This window comes from Cellulomonas triticagri (assembly GCF_003696205.1).
In the GTDB taxonomy this organism is placed as follows: domain Bacteria; phylum Actinomycetota; class Actinomycetes; order Actinomycetales; family Cellulomonadaceae; genus Cellulomonas; species Cellulomonas triticagri.
This window is the reverse complement of the sequence record NZ_RFFI01000044.1, coordinates 1-22371: the sequence shown is the minus strand read 5'-3', so window position 1 is coordinate 22371 and position 22371 is coordinate 1. Positions and strand designations below refer to the sequence as shown.

Below are 22371 nucleotides of genomic sequence, written 5' to 3'. Positions count from 1 at the left end.
CCCCGCCGCGAGCGTGCCGGGCGCGCACGGGTGTCGGTGGGGGCGCCTAGGCTGGTTCCGCCATGACGTCGCTCTTCGAGAACCTCCCGCTGCCCGGCCTCGCGCTGTCCGACCTCGGCCGCCCGGCGGCCGCCGTCCCGCCGCGCGGCGACACCGCCGACCCCGGTCCCGACGCGCGCCCGGAGGACGCCGACCCGCGCTCCGAGGCCCGGCGTGCCGCGTCCGCGCAGGAGGCCGAGGCGCTGCTCGACGGCCTGAACCCGCAGCAGCGCGCGGCCGTGCTGCACCACGGCGGCCCGCTGCTCATCGTCGCCGGGGCGGGGTCCGGCAAGACGCGGGTGCTGACGCACCGCATCGCGTACCTGCTCGCGACTCGCCGGGCGCGCGCGGGGGAGATCCTCGCGATCACGTTCACCAACAAGGCCGCGGCGGAGATGCGCGAGCGCGTGGCCGGGCTGGTCGGGTCGTCGGCTCGGGCGATGTGGGTGTCGACGTTCCACTCGGCGTGCGTGCGCATCCTGCGGCGCGAGGCGACGACGCTGGGCCTGCGCTCCTCCTTCTCGATCTACGACGCGGCGGACTCGCAGCGCCTGCTCACGCTGGTGGCGCGCGAGCTCGACCTCGACCCGAAGAAGTACCCGGCGAAGGCGCTCTCCTCCAAGATCTCGAACCTCAAGGACGAGCTGGTCGACCCCGAGACGTTCGCGGCGACGCAGGGCGGCTCGGGCGGCAGCGACTTCGACCAGAACCTCGCGCAGGTCTACACCCGCTACCAGCAGCGGCTGCGGCAGGCGAACGCGCTGGACTTCGACGACCTGATCATGACGACGGTGAACCTGCTGCAGGCGTTCCCGGCGGTCGCCGAGCACTACCGGCGCCGGTTCCGGCACGTGCTGGTGGACGAGTACCAGGACACGAACCACGCGCAGTACGTGCTGGTGCGCGAGCTCGCCGGCGTGGGCACGGACGCGGACGGCGGCGAGGGCACCGACGTCCCGCGCGGCGAGCTCACGGTGGTGGGCGACGCCGACCAGTCGATCTACGCGTTCCGCGGCGCGAGCATCCGCAACATCATGGAGTTCGAGGCGGACTACCCGGACGCGACGACGATCCTGCTGGAGCAGAACTACCGCTCGACGCAGACGATCCTGTCGGCCGCGAACTCGGTCATCAGCAAGAACCCGGGCCGCAAGCCCAAGCGGCTGTGGTCGGACTCCGGCGCGGGCCCGAAGATCGTCGCGTACGTGGCGGACAACGAGCACGAGGAGGCCCGGTTCGTCGCGGAGGAGATCGACCGCCTGGGCGACTCCGACGGGGTGCGTCCGGGTGACGTGGCGATCTTCTACCGGGCGAACGCGCAGTCGCGTGCGCTGGAGGAGGTGCTGATCCGCGTCGGCCTGCCGTACAAGGTGGTCGGCGGGACGCGCTTCTACGAGCGCAAGGAGATCAAGGACGCCGTCGCGTACCTGCGCGCGCTGGCGAACCCGGACGACGACGTGAACCTGCGCCGCATCCTCAACGTGCCGAAGCGCGGGCTGGGGGACCGCTCCGAGCAGATGGTCGCGGTGTTCGCGGACCGGGAGCGGATCTCGTTCGGCGCCGCGCTGGACCGGGTGGACGAGGTCCCCGGCCTCGGGACGCGGGCGATCACGGGCCTGCGGGCGTTCGCGACGATGATGGCGGACGTCCGCGCGCTGGTGGACGGCGGCGCGGGCCCGTCCGAGGTGCTGGGCTCCGTGCTGGACCGCAGCGGCTACCTCGCGGAGCTGCGGGCGAGCGAGGACCCGCAGGACCAGACGCGCGTCGAGAACCTCGCGGAGCTGCACGCGGTGGCGAGCGAGTTCGAGCAGTCGGAGCCCGAGGGCGACCTCGCGGACTTCCTGGAGCGCGTGTCGCTGGTCGCGGACTCCGACCAGATCCCGTCGGACGACGGCGGGGACGAGGGCGCTCCGAAGGTGGACCAGGGCGTCATCACGCTGATGACGCTGCACACCGCGAAGGGCCTGGAGTTCCCGGTGGTGTTCCTCACCGGCATGGAGGACGGCACGTTCCCGCACATGCGGTCGCTCGCCGACACCGACCAGCTCGCGGAGGAGCGTCGCCTGGCCTACGTGGGCCTGACCCGCGCCCGGCAGCGCCTGTACATCTCGCGTGCGGCGGTGCGGACGGCGTGGGGCGTGCCGAACGAGTTCCCGCCGAGCCGGTTCCTGGACGACGTCCCGGAGGAGCTGCTCGACTGGCGGCGCCGGGAGTCGAGCAACGACCGGCTGCGGGGCCCGGGCGGGTTCCTGGGTGGCCGGTCCGGGTACGCCTCTGGTGGCGGCTCGTCGTACGGCGGCGGGTCGGGCGGTTCCGGCGGCGGGCAGAGCTGGAAGAAGAGCTCGGCGGCGTCGCGCGCCGGGGAGCCGCCCCGCAAGGCTCCCGGCTCGGGCGGGGCGACGTTCGGCTCGGCGACGCCGCGTCCGGACGCCGCGATCCCGACCCTGGGCGTCGGCGACCGCGTGACGCACGACGCCTACGGTCTGGGCACCGTCGTCGCTGTCGAGGGCGGTGGGCCGAACGCCGTCGCGAAGGTGGACTTCGGCACCGAGGGCACCAAGCGGCTGCTGCTGCGGTACTCCCCGGTGACGAAGCTCTGAACGTCGCGTTTCCACCCGCTCTGACCAGCGGCGGGATGCGCGCGGACCGGGCATGATCGACCCATGCGCAGCCCCCTGTTCGACCAGGTGAACTCCGAGGTCCAGACCGCCGACCGCTTCGCGTTGCAGAGCGACAAGATGCTCAAGGTGACGCTGGGACCCGACGTGCTCGCGGCGAAGGGCGCGATGGTCGCCCACCAGGGGCAGGTGCAGTTCCACCACGAGTCGTCGGGCTCGCTGGCCCGGTTCGTGAAGCGGGCGATCAGCTCCGACGACCAGCCGCTGATGCGGGTCTCCGGCCCGGGCGAGGTGTTCTTCGCCCGGGCGGCGGAGCACGTGTTCCTGCTGCAGCTGGAGGGCGACGCGATCAGCGTCGGCGGGTCGTCGCTGCTGGCGTTCGACGCGGACCTGCAGTGGGACATCCACCGCACCAAGGGCGCGGGGATGATGACCGGCGGCCTGTTCAACACCCTGATCCAGGGCCACGGGATGGTCGCGCTGACGTCGCACGGCCAGCCGATGATCCTGGACTGCTCGCAGCAGCCGACGTTCGTGGACCCGAACGCGGCGGTCTGCTGGTCGGCGAACCTCACCCCGGGCGTGGTGTCGAGCATGAACGTGACGTCGCTGCTGCGCGGCGGCACCGGCGAGGCGTTCCAGTACTCCTTCCACGGCCCGGGGTTCGTGGTCGTGCAGCCCTCGGAGGGCTACCCGGTCCCGACCTCCTGACGGCGGGCGGCGCGCGGCGGGTCAGGCCGCCGCGGTCCCCAGCCCGGCGCTGACCTCGGCGGCGAGAGCGGCCGGGTCGACGCCCACGCGCCGCAGCAGCGCGTGCCCGTCGGTGTCGTCCAGCCGGACGACGGCGAGCAGGACGTGCCCGGCCTCGATGCGGCGGTGCCCGAGCCGGACGGCCTCGCGCAGCGCGACCTCGAGGGTCTTCTTGGCGTCCTTGCCGAACGGCAGGTGCGCGAGGGAGCGGCGACTGCGGGCGGCCCTGCCCCCTGCCGCCCTGTCGAGCGCGCCGGCACCGAAGACGGTGTCGGCGCGGCGGCGGACGGCGTCGAGGTCGATGCCGAGCGCGCCCAGCGCGGCGGCGTCGAGGCCGTCGTCGTCCAGGTGGTCCAGCAGGGTCGCCCGGTCGGCGCCGGCGCGGCGCAGGGCGTCGGCGGCGGGGTCGCTGCCGGACGCGACGGCGACGACGAGGTGGGCGACGGTGATGCGGGGGTCGCCGAGGTCGCGGGCGGTCTGCTGGGCGTCGACCACGGCCTGCCGGGCGCCGGACGCGAATCTCTCGAACATGGTGCTCCTCCTCGGGTGCGGTGCGGGGCTCAGGTGGTGCGGCGGTGGTGCTTCTGGTGGACGGCCTGCCGGGAGACGCCGAGCGCGTCGGCGACGTCCTGCCAGGACCAGCCGAGCTCGCGGGCCCGGCCGACCTGGAGCGCCTCCAGCCGGTCGGCGAGCACCCGCAGGGACCGGACGGCGCGCAGTCCCACGGCGGGGTCGTCGGCGACGGCGCCCGCCAGGGCGCCCTCCGGGGTGGGGGCCGGGTCGTCCTGGGGTGCCGGGGTCGTCATGTGTCAATCCTGGTTGACACCCGCCCGCGACGTCAAGAGAAGTTGACGCCTTTCAGGAGACCTGGGTCACATCTCTCGACGTGAAGAGATTCCCGGGGCGCCGGGCTACGATCGACCGCGGCAGAGCAGCCAGATCCCGCCACGGGACCGCAGGGCGACGGAAGGACCGCAGCAGGTGGACCTGTTCGAGTACCAGGCACGTGACATCTTCGAGCGCCACGGGGTGCCCGTCCTCGGGGGGATCGTCGCCACGACACCCGCCGAGGCGCGCGCCGCGGCCGAGACCCTGCTGGGCGCGGACGACGCGACCGGCGTCGTGGTCGTCAAGGCGCAGGTGAAGGTCGGAGGGCGCGGCAAGGCCGGGGGCGTGAAGCTCGCCCGCTCCGCCGAGGAGGCCGAGCAGCGCGCGGCCGAGATCCTCGGCATGGACATCAAGGGCCACACCGTGCACCGCGTGATGATCGCGGCCGGGGCCAGCATCGCCACGGAGTACTACTTCTCGCTGCTCCTCGACCGGGCCGAGCGCCGGTACCTCGCGATGGCGAGCGTCGAGGGCGGCATGGAGATCGAGCAGCTGGCCGTCGAGCGCCCGGACGCGCTCGCCAAGGTCGCCGTCGACCCCCGGGTCGGCATCGACGCCGCGAAGGCCGACGAGATCGTCGCCGCCGCCGGCTTCGACGCCGAGGTCGCCCCGAAGGTCGCCGCGGTGCTGACGAAGCTGTGGGACGTCTACCGCGAGGAGGACGCGACCCTGGTCGAGGTCAACCCGCTGGTGCTGACCGAGGACGGCCGCGTCGTCGCGCTCGACGGCAAGGTGACGCTGGACGGCAACGCCGACTTCCGGCACGAGGACCACGCGTCCCTGGAGGACGCCGCCGCGGCCGACCCGCTCGAGGCCCGCGCCAAGGAGAAGGACCTCAACTACGTCAAGCTCGACGGCGAGGTCGGCGTCATCGGCAACGGCGCGGGGCTCGTCATGAGCACCCTCGACGTCGTCGCGTACGCCGGGCAGCAGCACGGCGGCGTGAAGCCCGCGAACTTCCTCGACATCGGCGGCGGCGCGTCCGCCGAGGTGATGGCCGCGGGCCTGGACATCATCCTGTCCGACCCGCAGGTGAAGTCGGTGTTCGTCAACGTGTTCGGCGGCATCACGGCGTGCGACGCCGTCGCCAACGGCATCGTCGCGGCGCTCGGCATCCTGGGCGACGAGGCCACCAAGCCGCTGGTCGTGCGCCTGGACGGCAACAACGTGCTCGAGGGCCGCCGGATCATCAGGGACGCCGCCCACCCGCTCGTGACGCTGGCCGAGACCATGGACGGGGGCGCCGCCGAGGCCGCCCGCCTGGCCGCCACCGCCTGACCGACCGCAGCGACGCGAGAGACGAGAGACGACAACACCATGGCGATCTTCCTGACCGCGGACTCGCGGGTCATCGTGCAGGGCATGACCGGCTCCGAAGGCAGCAAGCACACCACCCGCATGCTGGCGTCGGGCACCACCGTCGTCGGCGGCGTGAACCCCCGCAAGGCCGGCACCAGCGTCGAGTTCCCCCGCGGTGACGGCTCCGGCCTCACCGTGGCGATCCCCGTGTTCGGCTCGGTGGCGCAGGCCGTCGAGGCGACCCGGGCCGACGTGTCGGTGATCTTCGTGCCGCCGGCCTTCACCAAGGCCGCGGTGATCGAAGCCGTCGACGCCGGCGTCCCGCTGGTGGTCATCATCACCGAGGGCGTGCCCGTCGCGGACACCGCCGAGTTCTTCGCGTACGCCCAGGCCAAGGGCGTGCGCCTGCTCGGCCCGAACTGCCCCGGGCTCATCAGCCCCGGGAAGTCGAACGTCGGCATCATCCCGGCGGACATCACCGGTCCTGGCCGCATCGGCCTGGTCTCGAAGTCCGGGACGCTGACCTACCAGATGATGTACGAGCTGCGGGACCTCGGGTTCTCCACGGCCGTCGGCATCGGCGGCGACCCGATCATCGGCACCACCCACATCGACGCGCTCGCCGCGTTCGAGGCGGACCCGGAGACCGACCTGATCGTCATGATCGGCGAGATCGGCGGCGACGCCGAGGAGCGCGCGGCGGCGTACATCGCCGAGCACGTCACCAAGCCGGTCGTGGGCTACGTCGCCGGGTTCACGGCGCCCGAGGGCAAGACGATGGGCCACGCCGGCGCCATCGTCTCCGGCTCCGCGGGCACCGCCCAGGCCAAGAAGGAGGCCCTGGAGGCCGCGGGCGTCAAGGTCGGCACCACGCCGACCGAGACGGCCGAGATCGCGCGGGCGCTGCTCGTCTGAGCGCGCACCGCCGGGACCGCCCCGGCGCACCGTGGGGGAGGACACCCGCGGCGCGCCGGGGCGGTTCGTCGTCCCCGGGCCGTGCGGCGGCGACCATGGAGGGGTGAGCAGCACACCCGGAACCCGGTCCGACGGGCGGTCCCCGACGGCGGGACGGTCCCGCAAGCGGGTGCTCGACGACACCGCCCCGCCGCGGTTCTTCGTCAGCGACCTCGACGGCGCGCCGCGCTGGGTCGGCGGGACGCTCGCCGGGCTGCAGGCCGCGCTGCTGTCGCTGCTGGTCGTGGTGCTGCCCGCGATCGCGGCCTACGTCGCGACGTCGTCGGCGCCCGCGACCACGGGCGTCCCGTGGACGAAGGCCGTGCAGATCGCCTCCGGGCTGTGGCTGCTCGCCCACGGGGTGCCGATGACGCTCGCGCCCACGGTGACGCTGGTGCCGCTCGGGCTCACCGTGCTGGCGCTGTTCGGCTGCTACGCCTCCGCCCGCCGGTCCGGCTACGCCACCCGCTCCGCCTACGGGGCCGGGGTCGCCGCGTACGTCGCGGTGGCGCTGGTCGTCGGGCTCGCAACCGGCGTCCCGCTGCTGCACCTCGGGGCGGGGCTGCTCGGGGCGGCCGTGATCGCGGCCCTGGGTCTCGGCGCCGGGCTGATGCTCCGCCCCGAGGCGCCGCGGTTCCGCGACGTGGTCGAGCCCGTGCGCGCCCGCCTGCCCGAGTCCGTGGCGCACGGGGTCGCGGCCGGGACGGCCGCCCTCGCGCTGCTGGTGCTGCTCGCCGCGCTGGTCACGACGGTGTGGGTGCTGTCCGGCCGCACCGCGATCGGGGAGGTCGTCACCGGGCTGCGCCTGGACGCCGTCGGCGGCATCGTCCTCGCCGTCGGGGAGCTCGCGTACGTGCCCACGCTGGTGCTCTGGTCGCTGGCCTGGCTGACCGGCCCCGGGTTCGCGGTCGGCGCGGACACGTCGTTCGCCGTCGGCGGCGTGCAGGCGGGCGCGCTGCCCGCGGTGCCGCTGCTGGGCGCGCTGCCCGCCCCGGACGTCGTCGGCGGGGTGCTGCTCGTCGTCCCCGTCGTCACGGTCCTCGCGGGAGCCGCCGTGGCGCTGCCGCTGCACCGGCGGCTGCCGTCCGCACGGGCGACCGACCCGCTGGTCGCGGGCCTGGTCGGCGGCGCCGTCGCCGGGCTCGGGGCGCTCGTGCTGTCCGCGCTGGCGCGTGGTGGGATCGGGCCCGGCCGGATGACCGAGCTCGGACCGGTGCCGTGGGCGGTCGCGCTGTGCGTCGCGGGCGGGGTCGCGCTGGGGGTGCTGCTGGTGCTGCTGCCCGCCGACGCGCACGTGCGGGCCTGGGCGGTGCGGGTCGTGCGCCGCGTGACCCGCCGGGAGACCACCGGGGCGTGACGCCTCAGGGCGTGGCGTCGCCCCCGCCCAGCAGGCCGCCGGAGAGGTTCTCCAGCCCCTCGGTCCAGGCCCGCTCGCACTCCGCCGACGCGGACCGGGTCAGGGCGCTGCTCAGGCACGCCTGCCGGTCGAGGTCGAGCCGCAGCGTCGCGATCGACCCGAACGACCCGACCAGCAGGATGCCGGTCATGACCAGGCCCGCGGTCAGCAGCGGCAGCAGGCCGCCGCGCAGCCGGGCGGTGCCGGCGGCGTGCAGGGCGCGCACGCCCGCGATCCCCGCGCCGACGAGGAACGGCACGGTCGCGAGGCGCCACGGGGTGGGCAGCAGGCTGATGACGACGCCCGCGACCAGCCACACGCTGAAGTGCCGGGTCAGCCGACCGACGCGGGCCAGCGCCTCGGGGTCGGGCGGCGTCGGCTCGGGTCCCGGCTGCTGCGGCTGGGGGCGCGGCGGGTAGGGGTGCGGGTGCTGCGGCGGGTGCGGGTGCGGGGGCACCGGCGGGCGCGCGCCCGCGTCGTCGTCCGGTGCTCGGTCCGGCGACGGCGGGGCGTACGGGTTGCTCACCGCCCCATCCTCCCGCATCCGGTTAGGGTTCCGCGCATGAGCGCCCCCGCCGCCCCGCCCCGTCCCGCGACCCGCAGCACCGGTCGCCTCGTCGTGCTGGTCTCCGGTGGCGGCAGCAACCTCGCGGCGCTGCTCGCGGCGCACGACGGCCCGGACTACCCGGCGCGGGTGGTCGGCGTGGTGGCCGACCGGGCGTCGGCGGGCGGGCTGGAGATCGCCCGGGCGGCCGGCGTGCCGACGGCCGTCGTCGCGCCCGGGGACTTCGCGGACCGCGCGGGCTGGGACGCGGCGCTGGCGGAGGCGGTCGCGGTGTTCCGGCCGGACCTGGTGGTGTCGGCGGGGTTCATGCGGATCCTCGGCGCCCCGGTGCTCGAGCGGTGGCCGGACCGGGTGGTGAACACGCACCCGGCGCTGCTGCCGTCGTTCCCCGGCGCCCACGCGGTGCGGGACGCGCTGGCGTTCGGGGCGAAGGTCACCGGCAGCACGCTGCACGTGGTCGACGCGGGCGTGGACACCGGGCCGGTGATCGCGCAGGTCGCGGTGGTCGTGGAGCCGGGCGACGACGAGGCGTCCCTCCACGAGCGGATCAAGGTCGCCGAGCGGGCGATGCTGGTCGAGTGGGTCGGCCGGGTCGTCGGAGGCGGGATGCGCGTCGAGGGGCGCGCCGTGACCGTCGGCTAGGCTCGGGTCGGGCCGTGACTGGCGAGAGGTGGAACTGACCACCGGGGAGCGGCCCGCAGCAGTCCCGCCGACGCACCGATCGCCTGGGTGCAGGGTCCCGTGACCGAGGCACCGCGTGGTGCCCGACCGACCCCGGAGGACCGCCATGTCCCACGCCCTGCCGCCGACCGCGCCCGTCGCCGACCCGACCGCCGACGCCACCCGCCGCCCGCTGCGTCGCGCGCTGCTGTCGGTCTACGACAAGTCCGGCCTGGTCGAGCTCGCGACCGCGCTGCACGCCGCGGGTGTCGAGCTCGTGTCGACCGGCTCGACGGCCGCGACGGTCGCCGCCGCGGGCGTGCCCGTGACCCGGGTCGAGGACCTCACCGGGTTCCCGGAGTGCCTGGACGGCCGCGTGAAGACGCTGCACCCCCGCGTGCACGCCGGGATCCTCGCGGACACCCGCCGCCCCGAGCACCTGGCCCAGCTCGAGGACCTGGGCGTGGCGCCGTTCGAGCTCGTGGTCGTGAACCTCTACCCGTTCACGCAGACCGTCGCGTCCGGCGCGACGCCCGACGAGTGCGTGGAGCAGATCGACATCGGCGGGCCGTCGATGGTGCGCGCGGCGGCGAAGAACCACCCCAGCGTGGCCGTCGTCGTGGACCCGGCCCGGTACGACGAGGTCGTCGCCGCGGTCGCCGCCGGCGGGTTCACGCTCGCCGAGCGCACCCGGCTCGCGGCGCAGGCGTTCGTGCACACGGCGTCCTACGACGTCGCGGTGGCGTCCTGGATGGGCAGCGTCGCCACGACGACCGACGAGGTCGACGGCGTGAGCACCGGGTTCCCGGCCTGGGTCGGGGCGACGTGGGAGCGCGCGGACGTGCTGCGCTACGGCGAGAACCCGCACCAGCGGGCCGCCGTCTACACCGCGGGCGCCGGCGCGCCCGGGCTGGCGCAGGCCACGCAGCTGCACGGCAAGGCGATGAGCTACAACAACTACGTCGACGCCGACGCGGCCTGGCGCGCCGCGCACGACCACGAGGGCGCGGCGGTCGCGATCATCAAGCACGCCAACCCCTGCGGCATCGCCGTCGGCGCGGACATCGCCGACGCCCACGCGAAGGCGCACGCCTGCGACCCGGTGTCCGCGTTCGGCGGCGTCATCGCGGCGAACGGCACCGTCACGCTGGCCGCGGCCGAGCAGATCGCGGAGGTGTTCACCGAGGTCGTCGTCGCTCCCGCGTACGAGCCCGCCGCGCTGGAGGTGCTGCAGCGCAAGAAGAACATCCGGCTGCTGGTCGTCGAGGGTGCGCCGTCGGCGGCCGTCGAGACCCGCCCGATCAGCGGCGGCCTGCTGGTGCAGGAGGTCGACCGCGTCGACGCCGCCGGCGACGACCCGGCGACCTGGACGCTCGCGGCCGGCGCCGCCGCCGACGAGGCGACCCTCGCGGACCTGGCGTTCGCCTGGCGGGCCGTGCGCGCCGTGAAGTCCAACGCGATCCTGCTCGCCGACGCCGGTGCGTCGGTCGGCGTGGGCATGGGCCAGGTCAACCGGGTCGACTCCTGCCGCCTGGCCGTCGAGCGGGCGAACACCGGCGACGTCGAGCGGGCGCGCGGCGCCGTGGCGGCCTCGGACGCGTTCTTCCCGTTCGCCGACGGGCTGCAGGTGCTGCTGGACGCGGGCGTGCGCGCGGTCGTGCAGCCCGGCGGCTCGGTCCGCGACGAGGAGGTCGTCGCCGCGGCGCAGGCCGCCGGGGTGACGCTCTACCTGACGGGGACGCGGCACTTCGCGCACTGAGGGCTGACCCGCACCGAGGTGCACCGCCGTCGTCGGTGGTGCGGAAGACCTGACAGGGCTTGCAGCAAGTTTCAGCAAGCCGATACGGTCGAGGGAGCCGCGCGCACCCACCGCACCACCGACGACGGAGTCCTTGATGCCGCACGCCCGCACGACCCTGCTCGCCCTGCTCACGGGCGGGGCGCTCCTGCTCGCCGGGGCGACGACCACCACCGCCGCCATGATCGAGCCCGCCGCCGACGGCCTGGTCGTGACGTTCCCCGGCTCCTACCAGCAGGCCGTGGGCTGCCCCGGGGACTGGCAGCCCGACTGCACCCTGACCCAGGGCACCGACGACGGCACCGGGGTCTACACCTGGACCAGCGACGCGGTCCCGCCGGGGTCCTACGCGCTGAAGGTCGCCCACGGGCTGTCCTGGGACGAGAACTACGGGCAGGGTGGGGAGCCCGGCGGGGCGAACTACACCTTCTCGACGGACGGGACGCAGGACGTGACCTTCCGCTACGACCCCACGACGCACCTGCTCGACATCGACGCGCACGGCTCGGCGCTCGCGGGCGCGGGCCAGGACCGGGCGCACTGGGTGCGCGCCGACCTGCTGGCCTGGCCGCGCGACCTGCTCGTCGGCACCGATGACACCGACGGCGCCGACCCCGCCGACCTCGACTTCGCCCTGCACCACGCGCCCGACGGCGGGCTCGACGCCACCGAGGCGGGCGTCACCGGCCCCGCCGACGCGGACGCGCTGCCCCTGACCCTCGACCCGGCCGGGCTGCCCGCCGACGTGCGGGACCAGTTCCCGGCCCTCGCGGACGCCGTCGCGCTGCGGCTCGACCCCGCCGACGCCGCCCGGGCCGCCGACCTGCTCACCGGGCAGGTCCGGGTCGCCGCAGGCACCGACGACGTCCTCACCGCCTGGACCGGCGTCCAGGTCCCCGGGGTGCTCGACGACCTCTACGCCGCCGCCGCGGACGCCGACCTCGGCGTGGTCTGGGCGGACGGCGAGCCGACGTTCCGGCTCTGGGCGCCCACTGCCCGCGCGGTGACGCTGCTGCGCTGGCCCGCGGGCACCGACCTCGCCGCCGCGCCCGCCCGCGAGGCCGCCGACCGCGCCGCCGACGGCACGTGGTCGGTCACCGGTCCGACGACGTGGGCGGGGGACCGCTACCGGTACGAGGTCGACGTGTTCGTCCCGGAGACCGGGCAGGTCGAGACGAACGTCGTCACCGACCCGTACGCCGTCGGGCTGACCCTGAACTCCACGCACGCGGTGGCCGTCGACCTCGCCGACCCGGCGCACCGCCCCGCGCAGTGGGAGGCGACCACCGGGCAGACCCCCGAGCGCGCCGTGGACCACACCATCTACGAGCTGCACGTCCGGGACTTCTCGATCTCCGACACCACCGTGCCCGAGGCCGAGCGCGGCACCTACCTGGCGTTCGCCCGCGACTCCGACGGCACCCGGCGGCTGCGGGCGCTGTCCGAGGCCGGGCTGACGACAGTGCACCTGCTGCCGACCTTCGACATCGCCTCCATCGAGGAGGACCGCGATGCCCAGCTCGAGCCCGCCGGGGACCTCGCGGCGTTCGGCCCCGACTCCGACCAGCAGCAGGCCGCCGTCGGCGCGGTGCGCGCCGGTGACGGGTTCAACTGGGGCTACGACCCCTGGCACTTCAGCACGCCGGAGGGCTCGTACGCCGTGGACGCCGAGGGCGGTGCCCGGGTCGCGGAGTTCCGCACCATGGTCGGCGCGCTGCACGGCATGGGCCTCGGCGTCGTGCTGGACCAGGTGTTCAACCACACCGCCGCCAGCGGCCAGGACGCGAAGTCGGTGCTGGACCGCGTCGTCCCGGGCTACTACCACCGGCTCGACGCGGGCGGCGCGGTCGAGACCAGCACCTGCTGCCAGAACGTCGCCACGGAGCACGCCATGGCCGAGAAGCTCATGGTCGACTCCGTCGTCACCTGGGCGCGCGACTACAAGGTCGACGGCTTCCGGTTCGACCTCATGGGCCACCACTCCCGGGACAACATGCTCGCGATCCGCGCCGCGCTCGACGCGCTGACCGTCGCGGAGGACGGCGTCGACGGCTCCGCGGTCTACCTGTACGGCGAGGGCTGGGACTTCGGCGAGGTCGCCGGGAACGCCCTGTTCGAGCAGGCCACCCAGGGCCAGCTCGGCGGCACCGGCATCGGCACGTTCTCCGACCGGCTGCGGGACGCCGTGCACGGCGGCTCTCCGGTGGACGGCGCCACGGTCTTCGAGCAGGGCTTCGGCACCGGGCTCGGCACCGACCCCAACGGGCAGCCGGCGCTCACCGGCGACCCCGGGACCGTCAGCACCGGCTCGGCCGCCGAGCTCGCCGCGCTCGGTCACGCCACCGACCTCGTGCGGCTCGGCCTCGTCGGCAACCTCCGGGACTACACGTTCCCGACCCACACCGGCGAGGTGCTGCGCGGCGACCAGATCGACTACCGGGGCGCACCTGCCGGGTACGCGGACTCCCCGGAGGAGGTGATCAGCTACGTCGACGCGCACGACAACGAGACGCTGTTCGACCTGCTGACCCTCAAGCTGCCGCAGGCCACCACCATGGACGACCGGGTCCGGATGAACACCCTGTCGCTCGCCACCGCCGCGCTCTCCCAGACGCCCGTGCTGTGGCACGCGGGCACCGACCAGCTGCGCTCCAAGTCCCTGGACCGGAACAGCTACGACTCCGGCGACTGGTTCAACCTGCTCGACTGGAGCGGGCAGGACAACGGCTCCGCGCGCGGCCTGCCGCCCGCGTGGGACAACGCCGACAAGTGGGACCTGATGCGGCCCTACCTGGCCGACCCGGACCTCGTGCCGACGCCCGACCACATCGCCACGTCCCGCGCCGCCGCCGAGGACCTGCTGCGGCTGCGGTTCTCCACCCCGCTGCTGCGCCTCGGCGACGCCGACGCGATCCGGCAGAAGATCACGTTCCCCGACGCCGGGGCGGACGCCCCGGCCGGGCTGGTCGTCATGCACGTGGACGACACCGTCGGCGCGGACGTCGACCCCGACCTGGACGGCGTGGTCACCGTGTTCAACGCCTCGCCGGACCCGATCACGACGACGCTCCCGGCGCTCGCGGGCCGCGCCCTGACGCTGTCCCCGGTGCAGGCCGACGGCGCCGACGACGTCGTCCGCACCACGACGTGGGACGCCGCCGCCGGGACGCTCACCGTGCCCGCCCGCACGGTCGCGGTGCTGGTGGAGCCCACGGCGCCGACCACGCCCGGGCCGGTGGAGCCGGTGGAGCCGGGGGAGCCGGGTGAGCCCGTCGCCCCCGTCGCCCCTGCCGACCCGGTCGCCCCTGCCGATCCGGTCGCCCCTGCCGATCCGGTCGTCGAGGCCGGTGGTGCCGCCGCGTCCGGGTCCGGCGTGCTCGCGGTCACGGGTGCGGACCTGCTCCGCGCGCTGCTGCTCGTGGTCGCCCTGGCCGGCGCGGGCGTCGCGGCGATCCGCTACCGGGCGCACCGCGTGCGGAGCGGTGCCCACCCGCGCACCGGGGCCGACGGGACATAATGCGACGGATCCCCGGGTGCGTGGACGCCCCGGGGCGACCGGTCGACGGGAGGGGCGCGCGATGCGTCGCGGGACGAACCTGCCCCGGATGGGCGACTACAACCAGACCGTCGTCCTGGACGTGATCCGGCGGGCCGGCGGCGGGCTGGCCCGCGCCGAGGTCGCCCGGCGGACCGGCCTGTCGCCGCAGACCCTGACCAACGTGGCGCGCCGCCTGCTCGACCTCGGCCTGGTGGTCGAGGAGGGCGAGGCGGCGCGTCGCGGTCCGGGGCGGCCGGGCACGCTGATGCGGCTGAACCCGCTGAGCCGGTTCGCCGTCGGGGTGCACCTGGACCCGGCGACGATGACGTTCGTGCTGCTGGACCTGTCCGGTGCGGTGGTCGCGCGCGCCCAGTCACCGACGCCTGTGCCGGAGGACCCGGACGCGGTGGTCGACGGGCTGGTGGCGGAGATCGAGGGGCTGATCAGCCGCGCGGGCGTCGACCGGGACCGCGTCCTCGGCGTCGGCATCGCCGCGCCCGGGCCGATCGACGTCGAGGCGGGCGTGGTGCTGGACCCGCCGCACCTGCCGGGCTGGCACGACGTGCCGCTGCGGGACGCGGTCGCCGAGCGCACCGGGCTGCGGGCCGTGCTGGACAAGGACGTCATCGCGGCGGCGTGCGCGCACCTGTGGGCGCCGGGCGGTGGTGCCGCCGAGGAGGTCGAGCACCCGTCGGACTTCGTGTTCGTCTACCTCGGCACGGGCGTGGCGGTGTCGACGGTGCTGCGCGACGAGGTGGTGCGCGGCGTGTCCGGCAACGCGGGGGAGTCGGGGCACCTGGTCGCGGACCCGGACGGCGCACCGTGCTGGTGCGGGCGCCGGGGGTGCCTGGGCGCGGTGCTGCGCGCGGAGGCGCTGGCGGAGCAGGGCCGGGCCGCCGGGGTCGACCTGCCGGGCTGGGGTGACGGCTCCGACCCGCGCGCCGTGGACGACGCGGTGACCGCCCTGGCCGCCGCCGCCGACGCGGGCGACCCGGCCGCGCGCGAGGTGCTCCGGGTGGCGGGGCGCCGGATCGGCATGGCCGCGGGGGTGCTCACGGACCTGCTCGACGTCCCGACGGTGCTGGTCGGGGGGCCGCTGTGGGACCGGATCGCGGCGCACGCGGGCCCGGCGCTGCGGGCGGAGGTCGCGGCGCACCCGGTGCCGGGCGGGCACGCCGTGTCGGTGATGTCGTCGGCGTTCGGGCCCCAGGTGGGGGCCGTGGGCGCGGGCTGCATCCTGCTCGGGCGGGCGTTCGCGCCCCGGCCGACCGACCTGCTGCTGGTCAGCTGACCGCTCCGAGCCTGCGTGCCGGTCGCCGCCGACCGGCGCTGCTCTCCCCTTGACAGCAATTCCTCCAGACGTTGTAGTTATCGGGTCCGGGCAGTGCCGCCCGGACCGTGCCACGTGGGAGCAAGGGAGCATCCATGCGTCGCCAGACCTTCGCCGCCTCGTCCGGCCTCCTCGTCCTCGCGCTCGGGCTCACCGCCTGCGGCAGCGGCGGCGGCAGCGAGCAGGACGCCTCGACCATCACCGTCGCGTACCAGAAGACCGCGCAGTTCGTGCAGCTCGACGACCTGCTCCAGAAGGCCAAGACCGAGTACGAGGCCGCGAACGAGGGGATGACCGTCGACCTCGTGCCGATCGAGGCCGAGCAGGACCAGTACTTCACCAAGCTCGCCCTGATGAACGGGTCCCCGGACACCGCGCCGGACGTCATCTACGAGGACACGTTCCAGATCCGGTCCGACGCCGCCGCCGGGTACCTGCAGCCCATCGACGAGTACGTCGAGGCGTGGGAGGACTGGGACCAGTTCCCCGAGAACGCCCGCCAGGCCGGCCTCGGCGACGACGGGAAGGTGTACGGCGTCTCGATGGGCACCGACACCCGCGGCATCTACTACAACAAGGACCTGTTCGCGCAGGCCGGGCTCCCGACCGACTGGCAGCCCGAGACCTGGGACGACATCCTCGACGCCGCCCGCACGATCAAGACCGAGCTGCCCGACGTCACCCCGCTGAACGTGTACTCCGGCAAGGCCGCCGGCGAGGCGACGACCATGCAGGGCTTCGAGATGCTGCTCTACGGCACCGAGGACACCCTCTACGACGCCGACACCCAGAAGTGGGTCACCGGCTCCCAGGGCTTCGTGGACTCGCTGGCCTTCCTCGACACCATCTACTCCGAGGGCCTGGCGCCGTCGCTCGACATCGCGCTCGACGCCGCCGTCGGCGCCCGCGTCGCCACCGAGATGCTGCCGCAGGGGAAGCTCGCCATGGCCGTGGACGGCTCGTGGCTGCCCGGCGGCTGGATCACCGGCGACAACGCCTGGCCGGAGTGGGAGGAGACGATGGGCATGGCCGCCATGCCCACCCAGAACGGGCAGGAGCCCGGGTTCACCTCCATGTCGGGCGGCTGGACGCTGTCCGTCGGCGCGCACGCGGGCGACCCGCAGGCCGCTTTCGACTTCATCGCCACCGCGCTGAACCGCGAGAACTCGCTGAAGTACGACACCGAGAACAGCCAGATCGCGGTGCGCACCGACGTCGCCGAGGACCCGGAGTACCTGGGCTACAACCCGTCGTTCGAGTTCTTCTCCTCGCTGGTCGAGCACACGCACTTCCGCCCGGCCACCCCGGACTACTCGCAGATCTCGTCCAACATCCAGGTCGCCGCCGAGGCCATGGCCACGGGGCAGTCGACACCCGAGGAGGCGGCCGCCGCCTACGACGACGGGCTGCTGTCCATCGTCGGCGAGGACGCCACGCAGGCCGCGGGCTGATGACGTCCGCCGTGCTCGACCGGTCGGCGGCGCGGGGCACGCGCCCCCGCCGCCGGCCGGGCCGGACCGCCCTGCGCCTGGCGCCGCTGGCGCCCGCCGTCGCGCTGATGCTCGTGTTCCTCGCCGGGCCGGTGCTGTGGTCGTTCTACGGCTCGCTGACGAACCAGGCGCTCACCGGCTACCGCGCCGCCGCCCCGGAGTTCGTCGGGCTGGACAACTACACGGCGCTGCTCGCCGACGACGGGTTCTGGAAGGCCGTCGTGCTCACGGTGGTCTTCGTCGGGGCGTCCGCCGTCATCGGCCAGAACGTCCTCGGCATGGCGCTCGCGCTGCTGCTGCGGGCGACGTCGAAGCCGCTGCGCGCGACCGTGTCCACGCTGGTCGTCGTCGCGTGGGTGCTGCCGGAGATCGTCGCGGCGTTCGCGCTGTACGCGTTCTTCTCCACCGACGGCACGCTCAACCAGGTGCTCGGCTGGTTCGGGCTCGAGGGCCCGACCTGGCTGATCTCGGTCCCGATGCTGGCCGTCGTGCTCGCGAACATCTGGCGCGGCACCGCGTTCTCGATGATGGTCTACGGCGCCGCGCTTTCCGAGGTGCCGCCCGACGTCACCGAGGCCGCCGCGATCGACGGCGCCACCGGCCCGCAGCGGTTCTTCCGGATCACCCTGCCGATGATCCGCCGGTCCATCTCCACGAACCTCATGCTCACGACGCTGCAGACCCTGGCGGTGTTCACGCTGATCTGGGTGATGACCGGCGGCGGCCCTGGCACCGACTCCTCGACGCTGCCGGTGCTGGCCTACCAGGAGGCGTTCAAGTTCGCGCAGGTCGGCTACGGCACGGCCATCGCGACCGTGACGCTGCTGGTCGGGGCGGTGTTCTCCCTCGTGTACATCCGCGTGCTGAAGCCGGAGGTCGACTGATGACCGCGCTGTCCGTCCCGCCCGCCGACGTCACCGGGGGCAGCCCGACCGCGGCCACCCGGCGTCCCCGGCGCGAGCGGCACCTGCCGTCCGTCGCCGCGCCCCGCCGCCGCACGGGCCGGGTGCTGGTCGCCGCCGCGCTGGTGCTGATCGGCCTGACGTTCCTGGTCCCGCTCGCGTGGATCGTGCTCGCCTCGCTCGACCCCGCCGCGACCGTGTCGGTGAAGGTGCCCGAGTCGCTGACCCTGGACAACTTCACGCAGATCCTCACCTGGGAGACGACCTTCCGGCCGCTGTGGAACTCGACGCTGATCTCCGGCGGCACCGCGGTGCTCACGGTGCTGGCGTCGGTGCTCGCGGCGTACCCGCTGTCCCGGTACCAGATGCGGTTCCGCAAGCCGTTCCTCTACACGATCCTGTTCGGCACCTGCCTGCCGATCACCGCGATGATGGTCCCGGTCTACGCGCTGTTCGTGTACCTCGGGATGCTCGACTCCGTGCCGGGGACGATCTTCTTCCTCGCCGCGACGTCGCTGCCGATGGCGATCTGGATGACCAAGAACTTCATGGACTCCGTCCCGGTGTCCCTGGAGGAGGCGGCGTGGGTCGACGGCGCCGGATCGATGACCGCGCTGATGCGCGTCGTCGTCCCGCTCATGCGGCCCGGCATCGCCGTGGTGTTCATCTTCGTGTTCACGCAGGCGTGGGGGAACTTCTTCGTCCCCTTCGTGCTGCTGTTCTCGCCGGACAACCAGCCCGCCGCCGTCGCCATCTACTCCTTCTTCGGCACCTACGGCACCGTCGCCTACGGGCGGCTCGCGGCGTTCTCGATCCTCTACTCCGTCCCCGTCCTGGTGCTGTACCTGCTGGTGCAGCGGTTCTCCGGGGGCTCCTTCGCGATGTCCGGCGCCGTCAAGGGCTGACGCCCACCCACCACCCACCACCCACCACCCGCTCCGCCCGCACCCGACCCCACCCGGGAGGTCCACCCATGCCCGTCGACGTCGACGCCGCCCGCGTCGTGCAGCGCCTGCAGCGGTTCCTGCACGAGCGCCTCACCCCCGCCCTGGTCGCCGACCGCCGGCCGCTGACCGTCACCGCGTGGACGGTGCCGCGCGAGGACGGGCTGCCGGGCGAGCCGGTGCCGTTCGGTCACGCCGCGCGCCAGACGTTCGAGCCGGCTCCGCCGGGGACGGCCTGGGGAGCACCGTGGAGCACCACCTGGTTCCGGATGACCGGGGCGGTGCCGGACGACTGGTTCGGCTCCGAGGCGGTGCGCTCCGGGCGGCACGCCGTCGAGCTCGCCATCGACCTCGGGTTCACCACCACCCAGCCGGGGTTCCAGGCCGAGGGGCTGGTGCTCGACCCGGACGGCGTCGCGCTCAAGGGGCTGTCGCCCCGCAACCAGGCGGTCGCCTGGTCCGACCCGGCCGTGGACGTCTACGTCGAGGCGGCGGGCAACCCCGACGTCGGCAGCAGCACCTGGTACGGGCCGACCCCGCTCGGGGACCCGCGCACCGCCGGGGACGTCCCGCTGTACGTGCTGCGGTCCGCCGACGTCGTGCTGCGCGACGTCGAGGTGTGGGAGCTCTGGCAGGACCTGCTCGCCGTGCAGGGGCTGGTCGAGGTCGGCGACCCCGGCAGCACCCGCTACGCCCGCGCGCTGCGCGCCCTCGACCTGGTCGTGGACGCCGTCGACCCGTTCGACGTCGCGGGCACCGCCGCCGTCGGCCGTGCCGTGCTGCGGCCCGTGCTCGACCTGCCCGCCACGGCGGGTGGGCACCGGGTGCTCGCCACCGGGCACGCGCACATCGACTCGGCCTGGCTGTGGCCCGCGCGGGAGACCGTGCGCAAGTGCTCCCGGACGTTCGCCTCCGCCGTCGCGCTGATGGACGACCGGCCGGACTTCGTCTTCTCCTGCTCCTCGGCGCAGCAGTACGCGTGGGTCGCGGAGCGGCACCCCGAGCTGTTCGAGCGGATCCGCGCCAAGGTCGCCGCCGGGCAGTTCGTCCCCGTCGGCGGGATGTGGGTCGAGTCCGACACCAACATGCCCGGCGGCGAGGCCCTGGCCCGGCAGATGGTCGAGGGCAAGCGCTACTTCCTCGACGCGTTCGGCGTCGAGACGCAGGACGTCTGGCTGCCCGACTCCTTCGGGTACACCGGGGCGCTGCCGGGGATCGTGCGCGCCGCCGGGTCGCGGTGGTTCCTGTCCCAGAAGCTCTCGTGGAACGACACCAACCGGATGCCGCACCACACCTTCCACTGGGAGGGCATCGACGGCTCCCGGGTGCTCGCGCACTTCCCGCCCGTCGACACGTACAACTCCGACCTGTCGCCCCGCGAGCTCGCGCACGCCGAGCGGGAGTTCCGGGACAAGGACGTCGCCACCGAGTCGTTGGTGCCGTTCGGCTGGGGCGACGGCGGCGGCGGACCCACCCGCGAGATGCTGGCCGCCGCCGACCGCGCCCGGTCGCTCGCCGGGCTGCCCGAGGTCGAGATCGGCTCGCCGAACGACTTCTTCGCCCGCGCGGAGACCGAGCTAGCCGAGGCCGCGCGCGGCGACGGCGGGCACCCCGCGTCCTGGTCGGGGGAGATGTACCTCGAGTACCACCGCGGCACGTACACCTCGCAGGCCCGCACCAAGCGCGGCAACCGGCGCAGCGAGCACCTGCTGCGCGAGGCCGAGCTCTGGGCCGCCACCGCCGCCGTCCGCACCGGGCACCCGTACCCCGCGGACGAGCTGCGGGCGCTGTGGCAGGTCGTGCTCCTGCACCAGTTCCACGACATCCTGCCCGGCTCCTCGATCGGCTGGGTCTACCGGCAGGCGGAGCAGGCGTACCGCGACGTGGAAGACCGCGCCGAAGGCGTGATCGCGGCGGCCCTCGCCGCCCTGGCCGGGGACGGGGAACGCACCGTGCGCCTGAACGCCGCGCCGCACGCCCGCGAGGGCGTGCCCGCGCTCGGCGGCGCGCTCGCGGACGACGGCGACCGGGCGGGCACCGGGGCGCCCGGCGTGCAGGTGCTGCGCGCCGACGACGGCACGCTGCGGGTCCGGACCGACGCGCTCGACGTCCGGCTCACATCCGGCGGGCAGCTCGCGTCCGTGCGCGACCTCGCCGCGGACCGCGAGGTCGTCGCCCCCGGGACCGTCGCGAACCTGCTCCAGGTGCACCGGGACGTGCCCCGGCAGTGGGACGCGTGGGACATCGACGCCGAGTACCGGCGCACCGTCGAGGACCTGCTCGACGCGGACACCGTCGAGGTCGTCGTCGAGAAGCACGACCGCGTCGTCGTCCGCACCACCCGCACCGTCGGGGCGTCGAGCATCGCGCAGGACCTCACGTTCCGGCCCGGGGTCCGCACGATCGAGGTCGACACCGAGGTGGACTGGCACGAGCGGCAGCGGCTGCTCAAGCTCGCGTTCCCCGTCGACGTGCACGCCGACCGGTCCGCCGCCGAGACGCAGTTCGGCCACGTGCACCGCGCCACCCACACCAACACCTCCTGGGACGAGGCGCGGTACGAGATCTGCGCGCACCGCTGGCTGCACGTCGGCGAGCCCGGGTACGGGGTGTCCGTCGCCAACGACGCCACCTACGGGCACGACGTCACCCGCACCGCCCGGGAGGACGGCGGCACCACGACCGTGGTCCGGCAGTCGCTGCTGCGCGCGCCGCTGTTCCCCGACCCCGAGGCCGACCAGGGACGGCACGTGTTCCGCACCGTCCTGCACGTCGGCGCCGGGATCCCCGAGGCCGTGGTCGACGGGTACCGGACCAACTTGCCCGTCCGGGAGGTCCGCGGGGGACGGGCCGTCGAGCCGCTGGTCGCCGTCGCGGGCGAGGGCGCCGTGGTCGAGGCCGTGAAGCTCGCCGACGACGGGTCCGGCGACGTCGTCGTCCGGCTGTACGAGGCGCACGGCGGGCGCGCCCGGGCCACCGTCACCGCCGGGTTCCCCGCCGGGGTCGCGCGCGAGGTCGACCTGCTCGAGCGCGACGTCCCGCGCCGGGCGCTCGCGGCGGACGGGAGGACGCTGGACCTGCGGCCGTTCCAGATCGTGACGCTGCGGATCCCGCGGGCCTGAGCCCCGGGGTCGATGCACAGCGTCGTCCCAGGTCCGGCCCAGCGCCGTGGCAGGTGCCGGCGGGAGCGTCGGTGGTGG

The 22371-nt window shown here is 74.6% G+C and carries 16 protein-coding genes and 1 riboswitch; of the genes, 13 read left to right on the top strand and 3 right to left on the bottom strand.

Annotated elements, in window-relative coordinates:
- Window positions 1-62: 62 nt before the first annotated feature.
- Window positions 63-2639 (top strand): DNA helicase PcrA, encoded by a 2577-nt coding sequence (pcrA, locus tag EBM89_RS09545; RefSeq protein WP_122149210.1) that lies wholly within the window; start codon window positions 63-65, stop codon window positions 2637-2639.
- Window positions 2640-2702: 63 nt separating this feature from the next.
- Window positions 2703-3368 carry an AIM24 family protein gene (locus tag EBM89_RS09540; protein ID WP_122149209.1) on the top strand — a complete coding sequence of 222 codons (666 nt, stop codon included), beginning with the start codon at window positions 2703-2705 and terminating at the stop codon, window positions 3366-3368.
- Window positions 3369-3389: 21 nt separating this feature from the next.
- On the opposite strand, the gene EBM89_RS09535 is transcribed toward EBM89_RS09540, so the two are convergent.
- Entirely contained in the window at window positions 3390-3938 is a 549-nt protein-coding gene (locus tag EBM89_RS09535; RefSeq protein WP_122149208.1) for a Clp protease N-terminal domain-containing protein, read from the bottom strand.
- A gap of 29 nt (window positions 3939-3967) precedes the next feature.
- Entirely contained in the window at window positions 3968-4213 is a 246-nt protein-coding gene (locus tag EBM89_RS09530) for a helix-turn-helix domain-containing protein (RefSeq protein ID WP_122149207.1), read from the bottom strand.
- Between the two features lie 175 nt (window positions 4214-4388).
- Between EBM89_RS09530 and sucC the strand changes: the two genes are divergently transcribed.
- From sucC to EBM89_RS09515, 3 genes are all read left to right on the top strand, one after another.
- Complete coding sequence (gene sucC / locus EBM89_RS09525) at window positions 4389-5573, top strand: ADP-forming succinate--CoA ligase subunit beta (RefSeq protein ID WP_122149206.1); 1185 nt, start codon at window positions 4389-4391, stop codon at window positions 5571-5573.
- A 39-nt stretch (window positions 5574-5612) separates the two neighbouring features.
- The gene (gene sucD / locus EBM89_RS09520; protein ID WP_122149205.1) at window positions 5613-6509 is read left to right on the top strand and encodes a succinate--CoA ligase subunit alpha; all 897 of its coding nucleotides are present in this window, start codon (window positions 5613-5615) and stop codon (window positions 6507-6509) included.
- Between the two features lie 103 nt (window positions 6510-6612).
- Window positions 6613-7905, top strand: a complete 1293-nt coding sequence (locus EBM89_RS09515; RefSeq protein ID WP_147463509.1) for a cell division protein PerM — start codon at window positions 6613-6615, stop codon at window positions 7903-7905.
- Window positions 7906-7909: 4 nt separating this feature from the next.
- Here EBM89_RS09515 and EBM89_RS09510 read toward each other — a convergent pair whose 3' ends face one another.
- Entirely contained in the window at window positions 7910-8470 is a 561-nt protein-coding gene (locus EBM89_RS09510) for a hypothetical protein (RefSeq protein ID WP_122149203.1), read from the bottom strand.
- Between the two features lie 36 nt (window positions 8471-8506).
- Here EBM89_RS09510 and purN point away from each other — a divergent pair, with 36 nt between their 5' ends.
- The 8 genes from purN to EBM89_RS09470 all read left to right on the top strand — a co-directional run bounded on the left by purN (window position 8507) and on the right by EBM89_RS09470 (window position 22293).
- Window positions 8507-9151, top strand: a complete 645-nt coding sequence (gene purN, locus EBM89_RS09505) for a phosphoribosylglycinamide formyltransferase (protein WP_122149202.1) — start codon at window positions 8507-8509, stop codon at window positions 9149-9151.
- 4 nt (window positions 9152-9155) lie between these two features.
- Window positions 9156-9247: riboswitch (ZMP/ZTP riboswitch) on the top strand.
- Between the two features lie 49 nt (window positions 9248-9296).
- The gene (gene purH / locus EBM89_RS09500) at window positions 9297-10928 is read left to right on the top strand and encodes a bifunctional phosphoribosylaminoimidazolecarboxamide formyltransferase/IMP cyclohydrolase (RefSeq protein WP_122149201.1); all 1632 of its coding nucleotides are present in this window, start codon (window positions 9297-9299) and stop codon (window positions 10926-10928) included.
- 136 nt (window positions 10929-11064) lie between these two features.
- Window positions 11065-14484: a pullulanase-type alpha-1,6-glucosidase gene (gene pulA / locus EBM89_RS09495; RefSeq protein WP_122149200.1), complete on the top strand. Its 3420-nt coding sequence runs from the start codon at window positions 11065-11067 to the stop codon at window positions 14482-14484.
- A gap of 61 nt (window positions 14485-14545) precedes the next feature.
- Window positions 14546-15796, top strand: a complete 1251-nt coding sequence (locus EBM89_RS09490) for an ROK family transcriptional regulator (protein ID WP_122149199.1) — start codon at window positions 14546-14548, stop codon at window positions 15794-15796.
- A gap of 134 nt (window positions 15797-15930) precedes the next feature.
- Window positions 15931-17286, top strand: coding sequence for an extracellular solute-binding protein (locus tag EBM89_RS09485; protein WP_122149198.1), 1356 nt, complete (start codon window positions 15931-15933; stop codon window positions 17284-17286).
- Window positions 17286-18209, top strand: a complete 924-nt coding sequence (locus tag EBM89_RS09480) for a carbohydrate ABC transporter permease (protein WP_122149197.1) — start codon at window positions 17286-17288, stop codon at window positions 18207-18209. The genes EBM89_RS09485 and EBM89_RS09480 overlap by 1 nt, the downstream gene beginning before the upstream one ends.
- Window positions 18209-19132 carry a carbohydrate ABC transporter permease gene (locus EBM89_RS09475; protein ID WP_122149196.1) on the top strand — a complete coding sequence of 308 codons (924 nt, stop codon included), beginning with the start codon at window positions 18209-18211 and terminating at the stop codon, window positions 19130-19132. The genes EBM89_RS09480 and EBM89_RS09475 overlap by 1 nt, the downstream gene beginning before the upstream one ends.
- Window positions 19133-19200: 68 nt before the next feature.
- Window positions 19201-22293, top strand: coding sequence for an alpha-mannosidase (locus EBM89_RS09470; protein WP_122149195.1), 3093 nt, complete (start codon window positions 19201-19203; stop codon window positions 22291-22293).
- The last annotated feature ends 78 nt before the right edge of the window (window positions 22294-22371 follow it).